The 14,049-nt window shown below is 69.1% G+C and carries 30 protein-coding genes; 3 read left to right on the plus strand and 27 right to left on the minus strand.

What is annotated here, in order from left to right:
- The 17 genes from VGX25_RS06725 to VGX25_RS06805 all read right to left on the minus strand — a co-directional run.
- Positions 1-210: hypothetical protein (locus VGX25_RS06725; protein ID WP_326915498.1), on the minus strand; the 210-nt coding region annotated here is incomplete at its 3' end.
- An 81-nt stretch (positions 211-291) separates the two neighbouring features.
- Entirely contained in the window at positions 292-1,002 is a 711-nt protein-coding gene (locus tag VGX25_RS06730) for a DUF7341 domain-containing protein (protein ID WP_326916736.1), read from the minus strand.
- Positions 999-1,262 carry a hypothetical protein gene (locus tag VGX25_RS06735; RefSeq protein ID WP_326916737.1) on the minus strand — a complete coding sequence of 88 codons (264 nt, stop codon included), beginning with the start codon at positions 1,260-1,262 and terminating at the stop codon, positions 999-1,001. The genes VGX25_RS06730 and VGX25_RS06735 overlap by 4 nt, the downstream gene beginning before the upstream one ends.
- 205 nt (positions 1,263-1,467) lie before the next feature.
- Complete coding sequence (locus VGX25_RS06740; protein WP_326916738.1) at positions 1,468-1,668, minus strand: hypothetical protein; 201 nt, start codon at positions 1,666-1,668, stop codon at positions 1,468-1,470.
- Entirely contained in the window at positions 1,665-1,811 is a 147-nt protein-coding gene (locus tag VGX25_RS06745; RefSeq protein ID WP_326916739.1) for a hypothetical protein, read from the minus strand. Before VGX25_RS06745 ends, VGX25_RS06740 begins: the two co-directional genes overlap by 4 nt.
- Complete coding sequence (locus tag VGX25_RS06750; protein WP_326916740.1) at positions 1,798-2,151, minus strand: zinc finger domain-containing protein; 354 nt, start codon at positions 2,149-2,151, stop codon at positions 1,798-1,800. Before VGX25_RS06750 ends, VGX25_RS06745 begins: the two co-directional genes overlap by 14 nt.
- Positions 2,148-3,137, minus strand: a complete 990-nt coding sequence (locus tag VGX25_RS06755; protein ID WP_326916741.1) for a hypothetical protein — start codon at positions 3,135-3,137, stop codon at positions 2,148-2,150. The genes VGX25_RS06750 and VGX25_RS06755 overlap by 4 nt, the downstream gene beginning before the upstream one ends.
- Positions 3,138-3,289: 152 nt before the next feature.
- Positions 3,290-3,739 (minus strand): hypothetical protein, encoded by a 450-nt coding sequence (locus VGX25_RS06760; protein WP_326916742.1) that lies wholly within the window; start codon positions 3,737-3,739, stop codon positions 3,290-3,292.
- Positions 3,736-4,101 (minus strand): hypothetical protein, encoded by a 366-nt coding sequence (locus tag VGX25_RS06765; RefSeq protein ID WP_326916743.1) that lies wholly within the window; start codon positions 4,099-4,101, stop codon positions 3,736-3,738. The genes VGX25_RS06760 and VGX25_RS06765 overlap by 4 nt, the downstream gene beginning before the upstream one ends.
- A complete protein-coding gene (locus VGX25_RS06770; protein ID WP_326916744.1) occupies positions 4,098-4,355 on the minus strand; it encodes a hypothetical protein in 258 nt (85 codons plus the stop codon). Before VGX25_RS06770 ends, VGX25_RS06765 begins: the two co-directional genes overlap by 4 nt.
- Positions 4,352-4,744: a hypothetical protein gene (locus tag VGX25_RS06775; RefSeq protein WP_326916745.1), complete on the minus strand. Its 393-nt coding sequence runs from the start codon at positions 4,742-4,744 to the stop codon at positions 4,352-4,354. Before VGX25_RS06775 ends, VGX25_RS06770 begins: the two co-directional genes overlap by 4 nt.
- A complete protein-coding gene (locus tag VGX25_RS06780; RefSeq protein WP_326916746.1) occupies positions 4,744-5,583 on the minus strand; it encodes a DNA adenine methylase in 840 nt (279 codons plus the stop codon). Before VGX25_RS06780 ends, VGX25_RS06775 begins: the two co-directional genes overlap by 1 nt.
- A gap of 51 nt (positions 5,584-5,634) precedes the next feature.
- Entirely contained in the window at positions 5,635-5,835 is a 201-nt protein-coding gene (locus VGX25_RS06785) for a hypothetical protein (RefSeq protein WP_326916747.1), read from the minus strand.
- Positions 5,832-6,275 (minus strand): hypothetical protein, encoded by a 444-nt coding sequence (locus VGX25_RS06790; RefSeq protein WP_326916748.1) that lies wholly within the window; start codon positions 6,273-6,275, stop codon positions 5,832-5,834. Before VGX25_RS06790 ends, VGX25_RS06785 begins: the two co-directional genes overlap by 4 nt.
- A gap of 252 nt (positions 6,276-6,527) precedes the next feature.
- Entirely contained in the window at positions 6,528-7,403 is an 876-nt protein-coding gene (locus VGX25_RS06795) for a hypothetical protein (protein ID WP_326916749.1), read from the minus strand.
- Positions 7,400-7,831: an ASCH domain-containing protein gene (locus tag VGX25_RS06800; protein WP_326916750.1), complete on the minus strand. Its 432-nt coding sequence runs from the start codon at positions 7,829-7,831 to the stop codon at positions 7,400-7,402. The genes VGX25_RS06795 and VGX25_RS06800 overlap by 4 nt, the downstream gene beginning before the upstream one ends.
- Entirely contained in the window at positions 7,828-7,995 is a 168-nt protein-coding gene (locus VGX25_RS06805) for a hypothetical protein (RefSeq protein ID WP_326916751.1), read from the minus strand. Before VGX25_RS06805 ends, VGX25_RS06800 begins: the two co-directional genes overlap by 4 nt.
- A gap of 61 nt (positions 7,996-8,056) precedes the next feature.
- Here VGX25_RS06805 and VGX25_RS06810 point away from each other — a divergent pair, with 61 nt between their 5' ends.
- The gene (locus tag VGX25_RS06810; protein ID WP_326916752.1) at positions 8,057-8,371 is read left to right on the plus strand and encodes a hypothetical protein; all 315 of its coding nucleotides are present in this window, start codon (positions 8,057-8,059) and stop codon (positions 8,369-8,371) included.
- Here the strand turns inward: VGX25_RS06810 and VGX25_RS06815 are convergent.
- From VGX25_RS06815 to VGX25_RS06855, 9 genes are all read right to left on the minus strand, one after another.
- Complete coding sequence (locus VGX25_RS06815) at positions 8,355-8,699, minus strand: hypothetical protein (RefSeq protein WP_326916753.1); 345 nt, start codon at positions 8,697-8,699, stop codon at positions 8,355-8,357. The two genes, VGX25_RS06810 and VGX25_RS06815, sit on opposite strands and share 17 nt — an antisense overlap.
- 112 nt (positions 8,700-8,811) lie before the next feature.
- Positions 8,812-9,342: a putative metallopeptidase gene (locus VGX25_RS06820; RefSeq protein ID WP_326916754.1), complete on the minus strand. Its 531-nt coding sequence runs from the start codon at positions 9,340-9,342 to the stop codon at positions 8,812-8,814.
- Positions 9,339-9,524, minus strand: coding sequence for a hypothetical protein (locus VGX25_RS06825; protein WP_326916755.1), 186 nt, complete (start codon positions 9,522-9,524; stop codon positions 9,339-9,341). Before VGX25_RS06825 ends, VGX25_RS06820 begins: the two co-directional genes overlap by 4 nt.
- Before the next feature lie 130 nt (positions 9,525-9,654).
- Positions 9,655-10,218: a hypothetical protein gene (locus tag VGX25_RS06830; RefSeq protein WP_326916756.1), complete on the minus strand. Its 564-nt coding sequence runs from the start codon at positions 10,216-10,218 to the stop codon at positions 9,655-9,657.
- A gap of 103 nt (positions 10,219-10,321) precedes the next feature.
- On the minus strand, positions 10,322-10,687 hold the full coding sequence (locus VGX25_RS06835) for a hypothetical protein (RefSeq protein ID WP_326916757.1): 366 nt from the start codon (positions 10,685-10,687) through the stop codon (positions 10,322-10,324).
- Positions 10,684-11,091, minus strand: coding sequence for a hypothetical protein (locus tag VGX25_RS06840; protein WP_326916758.1), 408 nt, complete (start codon positions 11,089-11,091; stop codon positions 10,684-10,686). The genes VGX25_RS06835 and VGX25_RS06840 overlap by 4 nt, the downstream gene beginning before the upstream one ends.
- Positions 11,091-11,522: a hypothetical protein gene (locus tag VGX25_RS06845; protein ID WP_326916759.1), complete on the minus strand. Its 432-nt coding sequence runs from the start codon at positions 11,520-11,522 to the stop codon at positions 11,091-11,093. The genes VGX25_RS06840 and VGX25_RS06845 overlap by 1 nt, the downstream gene beginning before the upstream one ends.
- Before the next feature lie 61 nt (positions 11,523-11,583).
- Positions 11,584-11,838 (minus strand): hypothetical protein, encoded by a 255-nt coding sequence (locus VGX25_RS06850; protein ID WP_326916760.1) that lies wholly within the window; start codon positions 11,836-11,838, stop codon positions 11,584-11,586.
- Positions 11,835-12,086, minus strand: a complete 252-nt coding sequence (locus VGX25_RS06855) for a helix-turn-helix transcriptional regulator (protein ID WP_326916761.1) — start codon at positions 12,084-12,086, stop codon at positions 11,835-11,837. Before VGX25_RS06855 ends, VGX25_RS06850 begins: the two co-directional genes overlap by 4 nt.
- 127 nt (positions 12,087-12,213) lie before the next feature.
- Between VGX25_RS06855 and VGX25_RS06860 the strand changes: the two genes are divergently transcribed.
- Both VGX25_RS06860 and VGX25_RS06865 read left to right on the plus strand, forming a co-directional pair.
- A complete protein-coding gene (locus VGX25_RS06860) occupies positions 12,214-12,666 on the plus strand; it encodes a hypothetical protein (protein WP_326916762.1) in 453 nt (150 codons plus the stop codon).
- 109 nt (positions 12,667-12,775) lie between these two features.
- Positions 12,776-13,129, plus strand: a complete 354-nt coding sequence (locus VGX25_RS06865) for a hypothetical protein (RefSeq protein WP_326916763.1) — start codon at positions 12,776-12,778, stop codon at positions 13,127-13,129.
- A gap of 5 nt (positions 13,130-13,134) precedes the next feature.
- Here VGX25_RS06865 and VGX25_RS06870 read toward each other — a convergent pair whose 3' ends face one another.
- Positions 13,135-14,028, minus strand: coding sequence for a tyrosine-type recombinase/integrase (locus tag VGX25_RS06870; RefSeq protein ID WP_326916764.1), 894 nt, complete (start codon positions 14,026-14,028; stop codon positions 13,135-13,137).
- Positions 14,029-14,049 lie beyond the last annotated feature (21 nt).

The raw sequence follows: 14,049 nt of genomic DNA on the forward strand, positions 1-14,049 counted from the left end.
CGTGAACAGGTGCACCCACAACCACAGCAGCAGCAGCGCGCCGAGCGACGCCGCGATCCACCAGGTGGGGCGCATCGACCCAACCCCGACCAGGACCTGCGTCCACTGGGTGAGGGTCTGCTTGCCCGTGGCCAGGGCGTAGACCTCGAGAATCAGGAAGTCCAGGAAGGCACCGACGAGGTAGATCGGCCAGGCGATGCGCATATCCACCGTGCACCTCCCCCGGAACGCACAACAGGTGACGTTCGCCCTTCTGGGCACACGTCACCTGCGTGCGGTCAGTATGCGACATCACCCGGTCTGCTGTCCAAACTGGTCTCCCGACACGCCGAGGCCGGCCCTGATGTCGGCCGCCATGGACTCCATGCCGCTGGCGCCGCGCCACTCATGCCCGCACGCCAGGTTCCGGCACCGAGCCCCGTTCGGCCCGGCCACCACCGCAGCAACCCGCTTCTGCTCGCCCGCGTCCTCCACGTACACCCAGCGCCGGCCGCACGCCGGACACGGCGCCAGCACCTCCATCGCCATCTCCGGGTTGATCAGCTCGTTGATCTTCTCAACCCAGCCACCGATCAGGTTCGTCAACCACGCGATGTCCCGCACCTCACGCCCAGCGCTCGACACGTACCGCGCCCCGCGGCGGATCCGCTCCGGCACGGGCATGTCGTCGAGCACGCGCGGTGCCTGAACCACCGTGCGGCCGCACATCACCGCCGCCTCGGTGCGCCACAAGTCACGAGCCGTGGCCCGGATCTCCTCCAACAGGTCGTGCGCGGCCGGAGCGATCGGCGCCGGCGAACCCCGGCCACGACCCGACGCCCGACCACCACTCGACGCCACCTCCTCGGCCAACTGCTCCAACAGACTCGGCCGCTCCCGCAGCGGCCCGCGCCGGTTTTGCCGCAGCATCACCGGGTCCACCAGCGCCGCCACGACCTTGGTCAACGCGGCCCGCTCATCAGCCAGATCCTTCGCCTTCTGCACGGCACGCTGATCGGTCATGACGATGCCTCGATCCACCGGGGCCGAATAGCCGGCGCCCCACGCCAGGAGCGCAGCCCGGGAACGTACCCGGCCACCTGAAGCGAAGTGATCTGGGAGCCCGACGCCGGGGCATCATCGAGCAGCGCCCGGAGGGCTTCCCTGAAGGACGGGTAGGTGCTGACCGAGGTCGAGCCGAACCCGTAGGCCGGGCGGGTCAGCAGCCACCCCTCGGCAAGCTCGCCGCTCAGGGCGCGGCGCCGGCGGATCGAGGGCTTCACGACACGGCCTCCAACTCGCAGGTGTACCGGCAGTGCCTGTTCTGCCGCCTGCACGGCAGCAGCTGCTCGGCCAACCAAGCAGCCGACGACCCTCGTCCGGTGGCAAGATCCGGGTGTTCGACGGCGAACCGGCACTCCCACGAGCAGTAGTGCGGATCCAGCCACGGCAGCACGACAGGGACCGGGCAGCCCGGCCGCCGGCACCTCACCGGCCCTCCGCGGCGGATAGGCCGAGCATCTCCAGCAGCTCGGCGAACTCGGCGGCGTCGACCGCGTGGTGGGCGCATGTCCGGACCGCGCGGCGGCGCTCCCACTGCGAGGCCTTCCGGGCGGCGCCGTTGAGCAGCCCGCGATCATGGTTCGGGCCTTCATCGCCCAGGCCGTAGCCCTCCCGGGTGAACCTCACGCGACCTCCTCGGGTCGAGGCCCGAACTGCTCGAGGCATTCATGGTCGGCGAGCACCGCGGCGTTCGCCTCGGTCTCGCCGGCGCCACGAGCGTCGTGGTAGATGCGGTACCAGTGCACGTCCCACTGCTCAGCGCTGGACATGGCCTCCTCCATCCCTGGCCTCCTTGATCTCTCCGGCCACCCGCCGGTGGCCGGTGCACCACGCCAGCACGTCCGGCCACGGGGTGGACTCCCGCTGCTCGACGGTCAACTGCAGGCGCTGGCAGAACGAGCACTCCACCTCCCCGCGGTCGCGCAGCCGCTCGGCCCGCCGCAGCCGCCGCGGGTGCTCGGCCCGCAACTGCGACCCATGGCGCGACCGGCACGGCATGTCGATACGGGCGCCGCAGTCGTCACACGACACCGACCGGGCCAACGCCCGCTGCGACTCGGTCTCCGCAAGCGCAATGAGGTCGCGGGTCCGGGCCGGGGTGCGGGTCATGGCGGGTCACCCGGTGGATCGGGTGGCGGCAGGCCGGCGTGGTAGGTGCCGAACCTGAAGTACGGCGACGGGTTGAGCGCATCCCGCGGGGTGGTGGCCGGGCCCACGGTCGGCCGATGTCCGGCCGGGCCGGCGTCCCCGGCATCTATCACCGATCCGGTACCCGCCCCGGCCCTACCCGTCCCGACCGTGGTGCCCGTGTTGATCCCGCCGTTGATCGGGGTGGTTTCGGGCATGGATGAGCCGCGGGCGGTGGCTTGTGAGCTGAGTGGGTCCGGTTCCTCGTCCGGCAGCGGATCTGGGTCGGGATCTGCGCTGGATTCAGGTCGGATCTGGGTCGGATCCGTTGATCCGGCGTAGATCGGCGGTTGATCCGGCGTAGATCTGGACGTTGATCCGGGCGGCGGCAGCAGCACCATGCCGGCCGCCTCCGGGGTGCAGTCCAGCTTGCGGGAGTTGCAGCCTCGGCACGCCACGACGAGGTTCCTGGCACCCTCGGCCTTGCGCGGGTCGACGTGGTCCAGCACGCCGCCCTGGGAAGTCTTGCGGTCCGCCCAGCGCACCGTGATGGCGCAGTAGCGGCACCGGTCGCCGTCGCGGCGCTTGACCGCCGCGCGCAGTTCCTTGTCCTTCAGCTCCCGCCGCTTGGCCCGGTGCACGTCGTTCTCGGCTCGCGACGGGTTGTCCCGGAGGAACTCATGCACCCAGAACCCGCCGCGGTCGGCGCTCCAGTCGTGCTGCCCTAGGCATGGGCACTGGTCACCGTGGCGGTGCAACATCGCCCCCAGGTCCGGAAAGACGGTCAGCAACGCCTTCAACTCGGCCGGCTTCGCGATCTCCCGGGCCTTCCTGTCTGGCACCCAGCCGTTCGTGCGCTGCGCCGAAGCGAACTGCTCCATGCGCACCAGCGCGCCGTACGCAGCGTTGCCCACGGCGAGCACCAGCGGGTCGTCGTAGCCGATGTCGTTCTTGCGCAGCCATACCATCAGCAGCCACCGCCCGCGCGATGATCCACATCCGGTATATCTGCTGGCATATTTTCGCCACGGTCCACCATGGACAGTGCACAGACGCCAGCGGCACGAGAGCAAGATCGCTCCCGTGCCGGCGTCATCCACTGCCGTGGCCATGGCATCTGTCACCCGGCCCGCGACCGAGCATCCTGCCGGCGACGCTGCTCCCTGGCCGCGTAGTTCAGCCGGTCCCGGATGCGCCTACCCACCCGCACCCAGTTCGGCGCCAGGTGCTGCATGTGCCGCTTGGTGTACTTGTTCCACAGGCTGCGGGCCAAGCGGGCGATCTCCGACACGTCCACCGGGTGCCGGGCCACCAGCTCGAGCACCCGGCCCGGCTCGACCGCGTCATCCGGCGCGATCGCCGCCAGCACAACCGCCACAGTGGCCACATGGTCCGGGTCCGCCCGGATCCACGACGCCACGTGCTCGAACTGCGCGTCCGGGCCCTCGCGGCGAACCACGTCGATCAGCGCGCACACCTGACGCAACACCACCATGTCAACCACATGGGGTGCTGCGGTCCGCTTGCCGGCCAAGAACTCGGCGTAGGTGACAGGCAGGGAGGGCGTCATGCTGACACCGCCTTCTCGGCCTGCCGGGCAATAGACGCGAGACACAGCCAGCACAGCTGCATCTCCCGCTCGACCACCAGGCGCGGCGAACGACAGATACCACCGCAGCGCCACCGCGCCACCCAGCCCTCACATCGACCACGGCGCCACACCGACCACACGCCGTCGACCAGATGCAGACGCTTCCGGTGCCGGCCCCGCGGATCCCCCGAGTGCCCGTACGGCCGCCGGGCGACCGCCGCCACGACCGTGTAGCCGTACAGGACCCCCAACTTGCCCCGGCCGCGCCAGGGGCCTCTACGGCCGCGATGCCGGCCGGCTGAGCCGTAGAGGGCGTGGTAGAACTCCCAGGGCCGGCTCATGCCGCCCTACCCTCATCGGAGAGCACCTCGTCGTCCTCGCGCTGACGGCGAGACGCCACCAGGAACGGCTTCAGAGTCGGCCGAGGATGCGACTCGACGAAGAGCCTCATCTCCCGCTCGTAGCCGCCCGTCGCCCGTTCAGCGGCCCGCCGCCAGTCCTCCGCCAGCGACCGGAACGTCCGGACCAGGTCGGCATGCTCCACCGAGCATGGGTGCCGGCGGCACGGCGAGCAACGGGGGTCGATCTTGGTCACGATGGCGACTCCTCAGGGTCATCGGAGCCGTCGAACATCACCCCGGCCCGGCCGTGGACGTCGTCGTGGATCCAGCGCAACTCGCCGGCCTGGTATCCCAGGCGCCACCATCCAGTGCGTGGCTTGACGGCGTACTGAACGCCGTGGAAGAAGTCCACGGCCCGCAGAGCCAAAGGCCGTGCGCGCTCGATGTCATGGGTTCCGAGGACCACCACTCCGGGCTGGTCCCACTCCGACCACCCGTCGCCGTCCACCGGGTACACGTCCACCTTGCGGGGGCGGTACACCTTGCCGTTGGGGCGGGTGATCGGCTCGAGCACACCCCCAGCCTCGGTGTTGCCGTCCTGGGTGGGCAGTCCCCCGGATGGTGGGGTCACGATGGGGTCCATCAGGCCGGCACCTCCCCGAGTTCGAACAGGGTCGGCTCTGGCTGCCGGTTGGACCACAGAACCTCGGTGCGTTCCTCGCGGGTGCCGCCCTGCCCAGTGGTGGTGGGGATGCGCACGACGGGCCATCCGGAGTAGAGCTGGTCGTAGAGCGGGGAGTCGTACCCGGACAGGACCACCGCGGCTCGACAGTCGGCGAGCGCTGCGGCCAGCTCGCGGTGTTCCGCCTCGGTCTTCATCTCGTGGCGGTAGCCGCCCGACACCCGCGTGCTACCCAGATACGGCGGGTCGACGTACAGCAGCACGTTGGGACTACGGCCGTAGCGCTCGATGATGTCCAGGGCCGGCTGACACTCCAGCGATACCCCGGCCAGCCGGGCCGCGGCCGGCGCGATCCGCGCGACGTAGGCCTCGAGGTAGCCGGGCATCCCGGTAACCGACCCGGCCGGGTCGACGAAGTGGCGCCACCCTGTCGGGAGCAGTTGCCCACCGCGGCCCTGTGACAGCAGCACCCACACCCGACGCGCCCGCTCCAACTCGTCGGCACCGTCGAGGGTGTAGGCCTCGAGGTGCTCAGCCCGCGCGTGCGGCGTCAACGCGCACACTCGGATCAGGTCGTCCGGTCGGTCGCGCAGAACCCGCCAGAACAACATCAGGTCGCCGTCGAGGTCGTTGACCGTCTCCATGCGGCTGCGCGGCTTGGCCAGCAGCACCGCCAGCGACCCGCCATACGGCTCGACGTAGTGCTCGTGCGGCGGGAACGTCGCGACGATCCGGGCGGCCAGCCGGGTCTTCCCGCCGAAGTAGGCAAACGGGGGCAGTCCCACAGACGGGGGGATCACGACGGCACCCCCCGATTCTCAGCCTCAGCCGAGCCGGCCATGCGAACGCGCCTAGGAGCCATCGCTGGCCTCCCGCTCCGCCCGGTCGACCCGCTCCTGGTCCTTCAGGCTCGGCGGGGCCAACTCCTGCTCAAGGATGCGATCCACCAACCGGTTCGCCGCGCGGATCTGCCTAGCCGTGTCCACGAGGCGCACGGCCGCGGCAACGGCCAAGAAGCAGAGGAACAGAAGCCACCACGGCATAGTGATCACCGGGACACCTCCGCACGGTGTGGCTCCGGCCCGGGTATGGCGTGGCAATCACACGGGCACGCCTCGTCCTGGACCTCGCCGGTGTACTCGACCTCGGCGCGCCGGTCGCAGCGTTCGTGCTGGCCGGTCTTGCACATCTCGGTCAGGTTGTGCACGCCGAGGTAGTCCGGGCACGTGTAGTACGGCAGGTGGCCACACATGCACTGCTCGTTGATCGCCGCCGGATTCAGGCTCTCGCCGTGGTACTCGAACTCCTCCCCAGGCTCATCGCCGATCGGGAGCAGGTGATCGCGACCGTCGCACTGGGTCAGGTGCGACAGCGTCAACGGGGGACGCGTCAGGGCGGCCACCACCGGACGAGGAAGATCGAACACCGCGCACGGGCACACGTTGCCGTCGCCAGCCCAGTGCGGGCACAGCTCCATCGGACAGTCAGTCATCGGTATCACCACCCAGCGCGGCCCGGCCAACCGGCGGACGCGGGTCATCACACTTCGGGCACCAGTCGAACGTTCGCTGCCCCTGTTTGCCCATCACGCCGATGGCGCCGGGCCGTTCGCCGTAGCTCCAGCCGGCCTGCCGTGCGCGCTCCCGCACACTGGCCGTGCTCTCGAAGGGCGCACCGTCAATGGACTGAGCGCAATGCGGCTTCCCGTCGCATCGCAACACGACCGTCGAAACTCGAGTCGCGCTCATGGCGTATCGCCACCCAGCGCGGCCCGGCCGGCGTCAACCGAAGCTTCAGACGGGACGCCGCCAGCCCCCAGGGATGCCCACACGAGGTCCGTCTCGTAGCGCACCGCCGCCCAGAGTTCCAAGCGGGCCTCGTCATCGGCGGTCAGCCAGCTGTCCCGGACCTGATCGACGGCTCGGAGGAGGCGCTGAACCTCGACCGGGAGTTCGGGCGGGGCGGGGGCTTCCTGTACGGCTGGACGCCCGGCCCACGCCCCGTAGTTGATCGAGCAGCCGTCGCATAACCGAGGGGGGCCAGCGCGCAAGCGGTCCCGCTCCTGCTCGGCGCGTAGCCGCCAGTCGATCTCCTCCCGATACCTACCGGCAATGATCCGCAAGCTCTCCTTGTGTCGCTCGACCTTCGCGAGCGCCTCGTCCCGTTCCCGGGTCAGTTCATCCACCCGAGCCTCAGCGGCAGCGCCCTGGCCGACCTCGTCAGCCTCGGGATCCCAACTGCCCGTAGTCGCCAGAACCAACCGCGATAGCGCGGCGCGGCTCTTGGCCCATTCGTAGTCCGCCCGCTGCCATACCGACTTCCAGCGCTCGACCTCGGCGCGTAGCCGGTCGGCGAGTGCCGCCATCTCGGCCACCTGCGCTTCGGCGAACTCGACCTGATCTCGGATCTGCTCGCGTAGGTCACCTGTGGACGGCTCGATCCGGATGCCTCGTGGCCCGTGCTGCAGCAGCGCCTCGGCGAGATACCGCATGGACGACAGATCGTTGTAGACGATGTCCTCGTCCATCTCGCAGATGCCGATATTCCGGTCGTGTAGCCACTGAGCCAGCTCATCCACGCGCTCGCGCGGCAGCTCGTCGGCATCGAGGAAGTCGGTCATCGGGCACCACCGATCGGGAAGTCGTCGGGCAACTCGATCTCCCACAGACCTTGCTTTCCCGAGACGGGGAAGGGATCAGGAAGGGCGGCCATGTTGGACAACCGCCAATGGAACTGGCCGCCAACCGCCCACGGGCCGCACTCACACCGGACGTACCGGCTACCCGTGGAGCCGGTACAGATGTTCACACTGGACGCCACCGCAACGAGCGCGCCGTACGGCAAGGTCTTCACGTCCGGCAACGGGATACGCAGCGACTCGCAGATCCGCTTGAACGCCGGCGCGCCCGCCTCATCCCAACCCTTGCCCGCGTGGATCGCCAACGGCCCGCGGTACGGCGATCGCCACGTCCGGTTCTCCACCAGCTTGTGACCACACGCGATCGCCCACGCCCACGGCTGCTTGATCGTCAGGACCCTAACCTTCACGAGGGCACCTCCGGGATCTCGCCGACGTACACCGGCTCAGTGCCGTCCACCGATGTCACAACCTCGTGCTCCTGCAACGTGATCAGCAAACCGTTGTCCAGCAACAGCACCCACCGGCCGCGCCGCAACACCGGTGTCCGACGCGGATCGACGTGCGAACGCACCGACCACCCCTTCGGCCGGGCCCCCGCCGGGTGCTCCGTAATCCACCCGTGGCAACCCGTCGTGCCCGAGCCGCACGCCATCAACCCGTTCGGCGCCGTCCACAACCCACCCACTGACGTGTCCATGCGGTGGTGGAAGTTCAGCCTGCCGCCCAGGCACCAGCCCTCGAGCAGCACCTCACACCGGGCGCCCGAGCGCTTCCTGGTCAGCGTCCGCGCCTGGCGTTCCTCCGGCGTCACCCGCGGCCGAGACGACGTGAGCGATCCGGCCCGGGCGACCGAGCGGCGGCGCAACGCCATCCGACGCGAGGACATCCCCGTACGGCGCAAGGGAGTCCGGCGGTGCAAGGAGGATCGCTTCATCGCCACCCCCTGACCGCCACCTTGCCGGTCACCTCCGGGTGGGCGTGCCACCGAAGCTCATCACGGGCGTTGGCGTGACTTGCGGCCAGTACGCACTGGAACACCAAGGCACGCATGGCATCCGTCACCCAACGGTTGTCCGCCCACGGCTGCACCGTCGCCGAGCACCGATCGGCGTCCGGGTCGTCCCACTGCCCGTTCTCCAGCCAGTAATGCTCGGGCCACGTAATCCCGCAGCCGCGACACTCCACCGCGCCGTCATCGCCGCCGCTGGTCTCCTCCCCGCACACCGAGCACAACGGCAACCGCGGCTCCAACGGTGGAATCTCCGGAAGGCTCATGCGACCACCGCCGTCCCGAGCCCCTGCAACTGCGCCTCGGACGTCAAGGCGGTGCCTATGTCCTCCAGTTGGGCGCTCACTCGGCACCTCCCGGCAGCAGCGTTGGGGTCGTTCATGACTCGTCCACCGGCGCGATCCGGTTGAAGACCTCGCCCGGCTCGAGGTCATCGATCGACAGCTGCTGACTCGCGGCCTTGGCAAACGACTTCACATCGGGCTTCCACAGGCCGTGCCGCTCGACGATCGCCTTGAACTCCTCCAGGTCGTGGCCGAGGATCACCAACCTCCGAGGCTCATCCGGGTCGTCGGGCAGGGCCACCCAGAAGTGACACAGCTCGTGGTCCACCAAGGCGATCCGCTGCTCTTGGGTGAGGTTGACCCAGGGCTCGTGCGGCACCTCGATCACGAAGAAGTCGGCCGGATCGTCGCCGAGATCGTCCTTGCGCACCAAGCCGACCAGATGCGCCGCCAGCCCGGACACCTTGCGCGCCTTGCCAAGCACGATCCAGCCCCGCGACTTCGCAGCCGTATCCCGGAACACGCATCGGATCGTCACGTCCGTGCGGGCAAGGTGCTCGTGGTGCTCCGGCACCAACTTCTCCACGATCTTCTCCACCTCGTGGGCACGCCAGTACGTCGTCACCACAAACCTCCCCGATCGCCCTGCACGTTCAGCGGGCCGTCCAACACCAGCCGACCGTCCGATGTGGACACCATCTCGTGGACAGCCATCCCCGCCCGCACCTGATCCCCCAGCTCGACCCCCTCGACCTCGAGCAGCACCGACGGATCAGCGCAGTACGGGCACCCCGCCGCCGGCAGCATGTGAACGCACCACCAGTCCGAGACCCCAGCCGCCCCGATGGGCCCGGCCGCCGCGGCAACACCCCGCGAAGGAGCCGCGGCGGCCGGCCGGAGGCCGAGGCGAGGGGAAGCAGCCTCGGACGCCGGGGTCTCAGCAGAACTCGTAGAAGGCAACGTCATCTCCTTCCGCGTGGACGCAGTCGCGCTCGCCGGGAAGGTCGGAGTGGCGGGAAGGTCGGGAGCCGTCACCCCTGGGCTCACGCTTGACCATCACGCGGTTTCGGAACTCGGCCAGGGTGTGCTCATGGCCGTATTCGTCCCGGATCTGGTCCCGCGTCGAGGTGTAGATCGACGGCACCGGGTCATGCGGGGCGTCGTACGGCATCGCCGGCGGATCACCCCACAGGGTCACCTGGTTGCCGTTACGCTCCCACGTCTCGTCCGGACCCTCAGGGAGGTCGACGACCGTGCGACCGGCCGAGAGGTACACCCACGTGCCTGGGCTGACCTCCTCACCGTTCCGCATCACCAGCGGGACATACACGCCGGAGCCGCGCGTCTCCTCGTCGTCTACCAGGTGCCGCGCATGGTGACCGTCCGGGTAGCATTCGCAGTCGATCACCCTGACGACCGTGCGGCCGGCCAGCCACGAGCGGACGATCGCCTCCGCCGCACCCCGGACCGCGGTCTCGATCAGCTCGACCTCAGATGGCACCCGACCTTCAGCCGACTTCCGACGCCACACCGCATCACGCGCGGCGTCGTATGCCGGTTGCGTGACAACGACATCGGGGATGGCCGGCTCCTGGCCGGTGCTGTCAGCCACGGGACACCTCCTCCCCGGCCTCCCACAGGGACAGCACCCGGCCGCCCTCCGGAGTCAACTGCCCGCGCTCATCGACCAGACCGCGCTCTTCCAGCTCCCACAGAGCGAGCGCTCCCTGACCGTCCGCCGTGAGCACCACCTCACAGCCGATCTCCTTGCGCACCACAGCCGGGATGCAGTCGATCAACCGGACCGTGGCCAGAGTGGACAGAGCCATCTGCCCATCGGGCGGGATCTCACCGCCGGCGTGCCAGCCGAACCCGCGAGGGTGGCCACCCAACAGGCCCGGGAAGAAGTCCACCTCACGGCGGGCCACATCCCGCAGCGCGGCGTGCAGAGCTGGGGTACGGGTGATCACGGGTACGGATCCCCCTCCCGATACCGGCGCCATTTCCGCTCGGTCACGCAGAGGATGTCCACCTTGCGCTTGTCGCCGCCCCGTGCGATCCGCATCTCCCAGCAGTCCTTACTCGACCGCTGCGGAACCCGCTTGACGATCACCTTGTCGCCCGGCGTCGGCGCCGACTCCCCCTCGCACGCGACCGACACCGGCAGCAGCACCACCAGCAACGCCAGCAGCCCGACTCGGCGGCCACCTGCCCGGCCCGCCCCGCCGGCCGTCCCGTGCGCCCGCTCGAACTCCGCGTCATGCCGCGGGATGTCCGCCAACGCCACCCGCAACCGCGCCTGCACGATCACCCGGCGCGCCTTCCGCCGACCCTCCACCGCATCGGTGATCAGCCGTCGGTGCCTGCCCGCCATCACGCGTCCCGAACCGAGTCGTGGCCAAGGTGGCACGCCAGCCCGGCGGCCCGCTCCACCTCACGCCGGGGCACGCCGGCGAACGCCCGCCGGGCGGCGGTGATCGCCTCGGCCAACTCCAGCGCGGTTGCCGAAGCCGGCCGGTCCCGCCGGTCGTCGTACATCGTCGAGTCACCGGCCAGCGTGCGCGCGGCCTCGGCCAACTGCTCCAACAGCTGGTCCAACCCGTACGCCGCGCTGTTGAGGCTCGACAGCACCCGGTATAGCGACGGACCGTTCAACAACCGCGGGTTCCACGTCGCGTTGTTCATGTACCGGACCAGTTGACCGACTGCCGTGGCCGCGTCGGTCACCGTGTCACTCGAGTGCGGACCGTCGTACGGCCAGAACCGCTCGACGATCTCGTAAGCGCTGTTATCCTGATCAGACATCGGGAGCTCCTATCTCCTGGTGATGGCGGGCCAGCCGGGGCCAATCCGGTGGCCCGCCGATCTACTGCTGGGGGTTCTTGCGCCGCGCCCGGGCCTTCGCCGAGCGCAACGACAGCCGGGTGAAGTACGCCTTGCGCGCGTGCTCAGCCCGGATACCGCGCTCCCGCGGGTCGAGCTGACCGTCCGGGTCGACCTCGCGCTCGAACCGATCCAGGAACGCAGCCCGAGCCGGCGCAGTGCGGGCCGAGCGGTCGTCGGTGTTCGCCCACGAGGTGTGTGCGCCCAGGCGGCCGGCCAGGACGTGGCGGTTGCTCATGAGGCCACCGCCTCGGACTTGTCGAGCAGGTCGGACACCTCGACGCCGAGCGCGCGAGCCAAGGCCTTGAGCAGCTCCGGACTCGGCCCGTTGACGCCACGCTCGACCTTGCCGATCGCCGAGGCGTGCACCTCGTGGCCCTGCTCCTTGCAGCGACGGGCCAGCGCGACGATCGACAGTCCCGCCTGCTCGCGCCGCCGTTGCAGCAGATGCGGGCGAAAGGGGGAGGTGAGTGGCTTTCTTGCCATGTAGCGAAGGCTAGCGCTCTTTAGCGCTAGAAGCAACTAACTAGCGCTAACAAGCGTCACAGGGTGGTAACGTCGCGGACGGTGCGCTAGTGTGCGCTTTATGTCGCTAGTCGGGGAGTGAACGGAGATGGCATCTGATGATCGCCAGCGGCTGACAGAGTTGATGGACTACTCGTTAGCCCAACAGCAACTGACCTGGGAGGAAGTCGCAGAGCGCGCAGGCAAGGGCGGATCGGTCGCCCAACTCCGGGCAGTCCGGAGGGGCCGCGCGACACTGAGCGTCAAGACCAAACTCGCCATCGAGCGGGGATTGGCATGGCCGCCGGGCACAGTGGACGGCATCCTTGCCAATGACCCCCGGGTGATCGCCGCCATCCAGAGCGGCGCGTTGAGTCCAGCCGAGGACGGGTCGCGGCCCAAGCCCCTCTCGGAGGAGTGGTGGGAATACCTGGCCCGTGAGCTGCCGGAAGAGTACTTCTGGGAGGTCGTCGAGGCAGCCAAGGTGAAGTTCCGGGCGCATGTCGCCAAGCGTCTCCGTGAGATCACGGAACGTGATAGGCATACTCAGAGTAGAGGATAACGACGTTACAATCTCGTCTCCGTAACCCGTCCATTTTGGAAGTAACCGACCTCACACAGCGTCGCGATACGCCGGTCAACAGACGGCCAGTGCCGATCAGGAGACCTGCATGACCAGCCACAACCCCGTGATTTCGCACGCCAATGTTCGCGTCCCGGTCGCGATCCTCGCGCCATTGATCGTAATTCTGAGCGCCCTTTACCCCGCCGTGTGGAACCCGAGCCAGCTGGTTCGGCAGGTTGGGGCGACCGTGCTCATCCTCAGCCTGGTCTGGCTGGTCCTCGCCGCAGCGGCCACCCTCGACAGACACGTGAGCAAAGTCGTCGACCGGCACAAGCAGTCCATCAGGGAAGACGCGATCGCCGAGCTCGACACGATCGCCGACGTCGAGTGGGATGCCCTCGTTCGGCAGATCTACAACGACCCGTCGGACTGGCCGGATGACTTCTTCAGGCTCACTTGACCTGGCTACAGGTCGCCCAGGCCAAGCGAGCGCGCCTCCTCGGCAGCGCGCTCCGAGGCGGTGGCCGCGGTGTACCGGTCGATCATGTCCCGCGTCGCCCACCCGGCCAGCGCCATGAGGCCGCCCTCGGATCCGCCCTTGGCCAACCATCGCGTCGCTCCGGTGTTGCGCAGCCGGTGCGGGTTGAACTCGGCGATGCCGGCCAGCTCCGCGCGGTACTGCAGCGTGTAATACAACGCCCAGTAGGTGAACCCCTTGCCGCGGTCGCCGAGCCAGAACCGGTCGGTGCCGGCCAGCCGATGGGTGCGGCGCGCCCGCAGGTAGCGATCCATCGCCCGGCCGGTCTGCGCCCCGAAGAACACGCTGCGCCCCTTGCCGCCCTTGCCGCGCACGATGTACGCGTGCCCGCGCGACACCGAGGTCTGACCGATGGTCATGTCCACGGCTTCACTGGCGCGCACGAAGCACTCGACCATGAACCGCACCAGCGCCTCGTCCCGGCGATCCCGAAACTCCTTGCCCTTGCACGCGTCGAGCAGCGCGGTGAGCTCCTCGTCGGTGAGCGGCTTGATCACCTTGATGTCGAGCTTGGGCGGCTTGAGCCCGACCAGCTCGTCGCGGTCGATCTCGCCCTCCTCGGCCAGCCACGCCGAGAACCGCCGCACCGACAGCTGGCGGGATCGCACGGTGGCCGCCTCCCGGCCAACGTCGGCCAGGTGCGCGACGAACGCGGTCACCGTGTCCTTGGCCAGGTTCGGATCGAGGTCCTGCGCGGTGCACCAGGACAGGAACTGCCGCGCCCCGGTGGTGTAGGCCTTGAGCGTCTGCGGGCTCTTACGCTCGGCGCGCAAGCTGAGCTGCCAGGACTCCAGCAGCGCACGATACTCGTCGGGAGACATGGCCGATATCTTGACTGGCAC

Source organism: Actinophytocola sp., assembly GCF_035942955.1.
Classification (GTDB): domain Bacteria; phylum Actinomycetota; class Actinomycetes; order Mycobacteriales; family Pseudonocardiaceae; genus DASYTH01.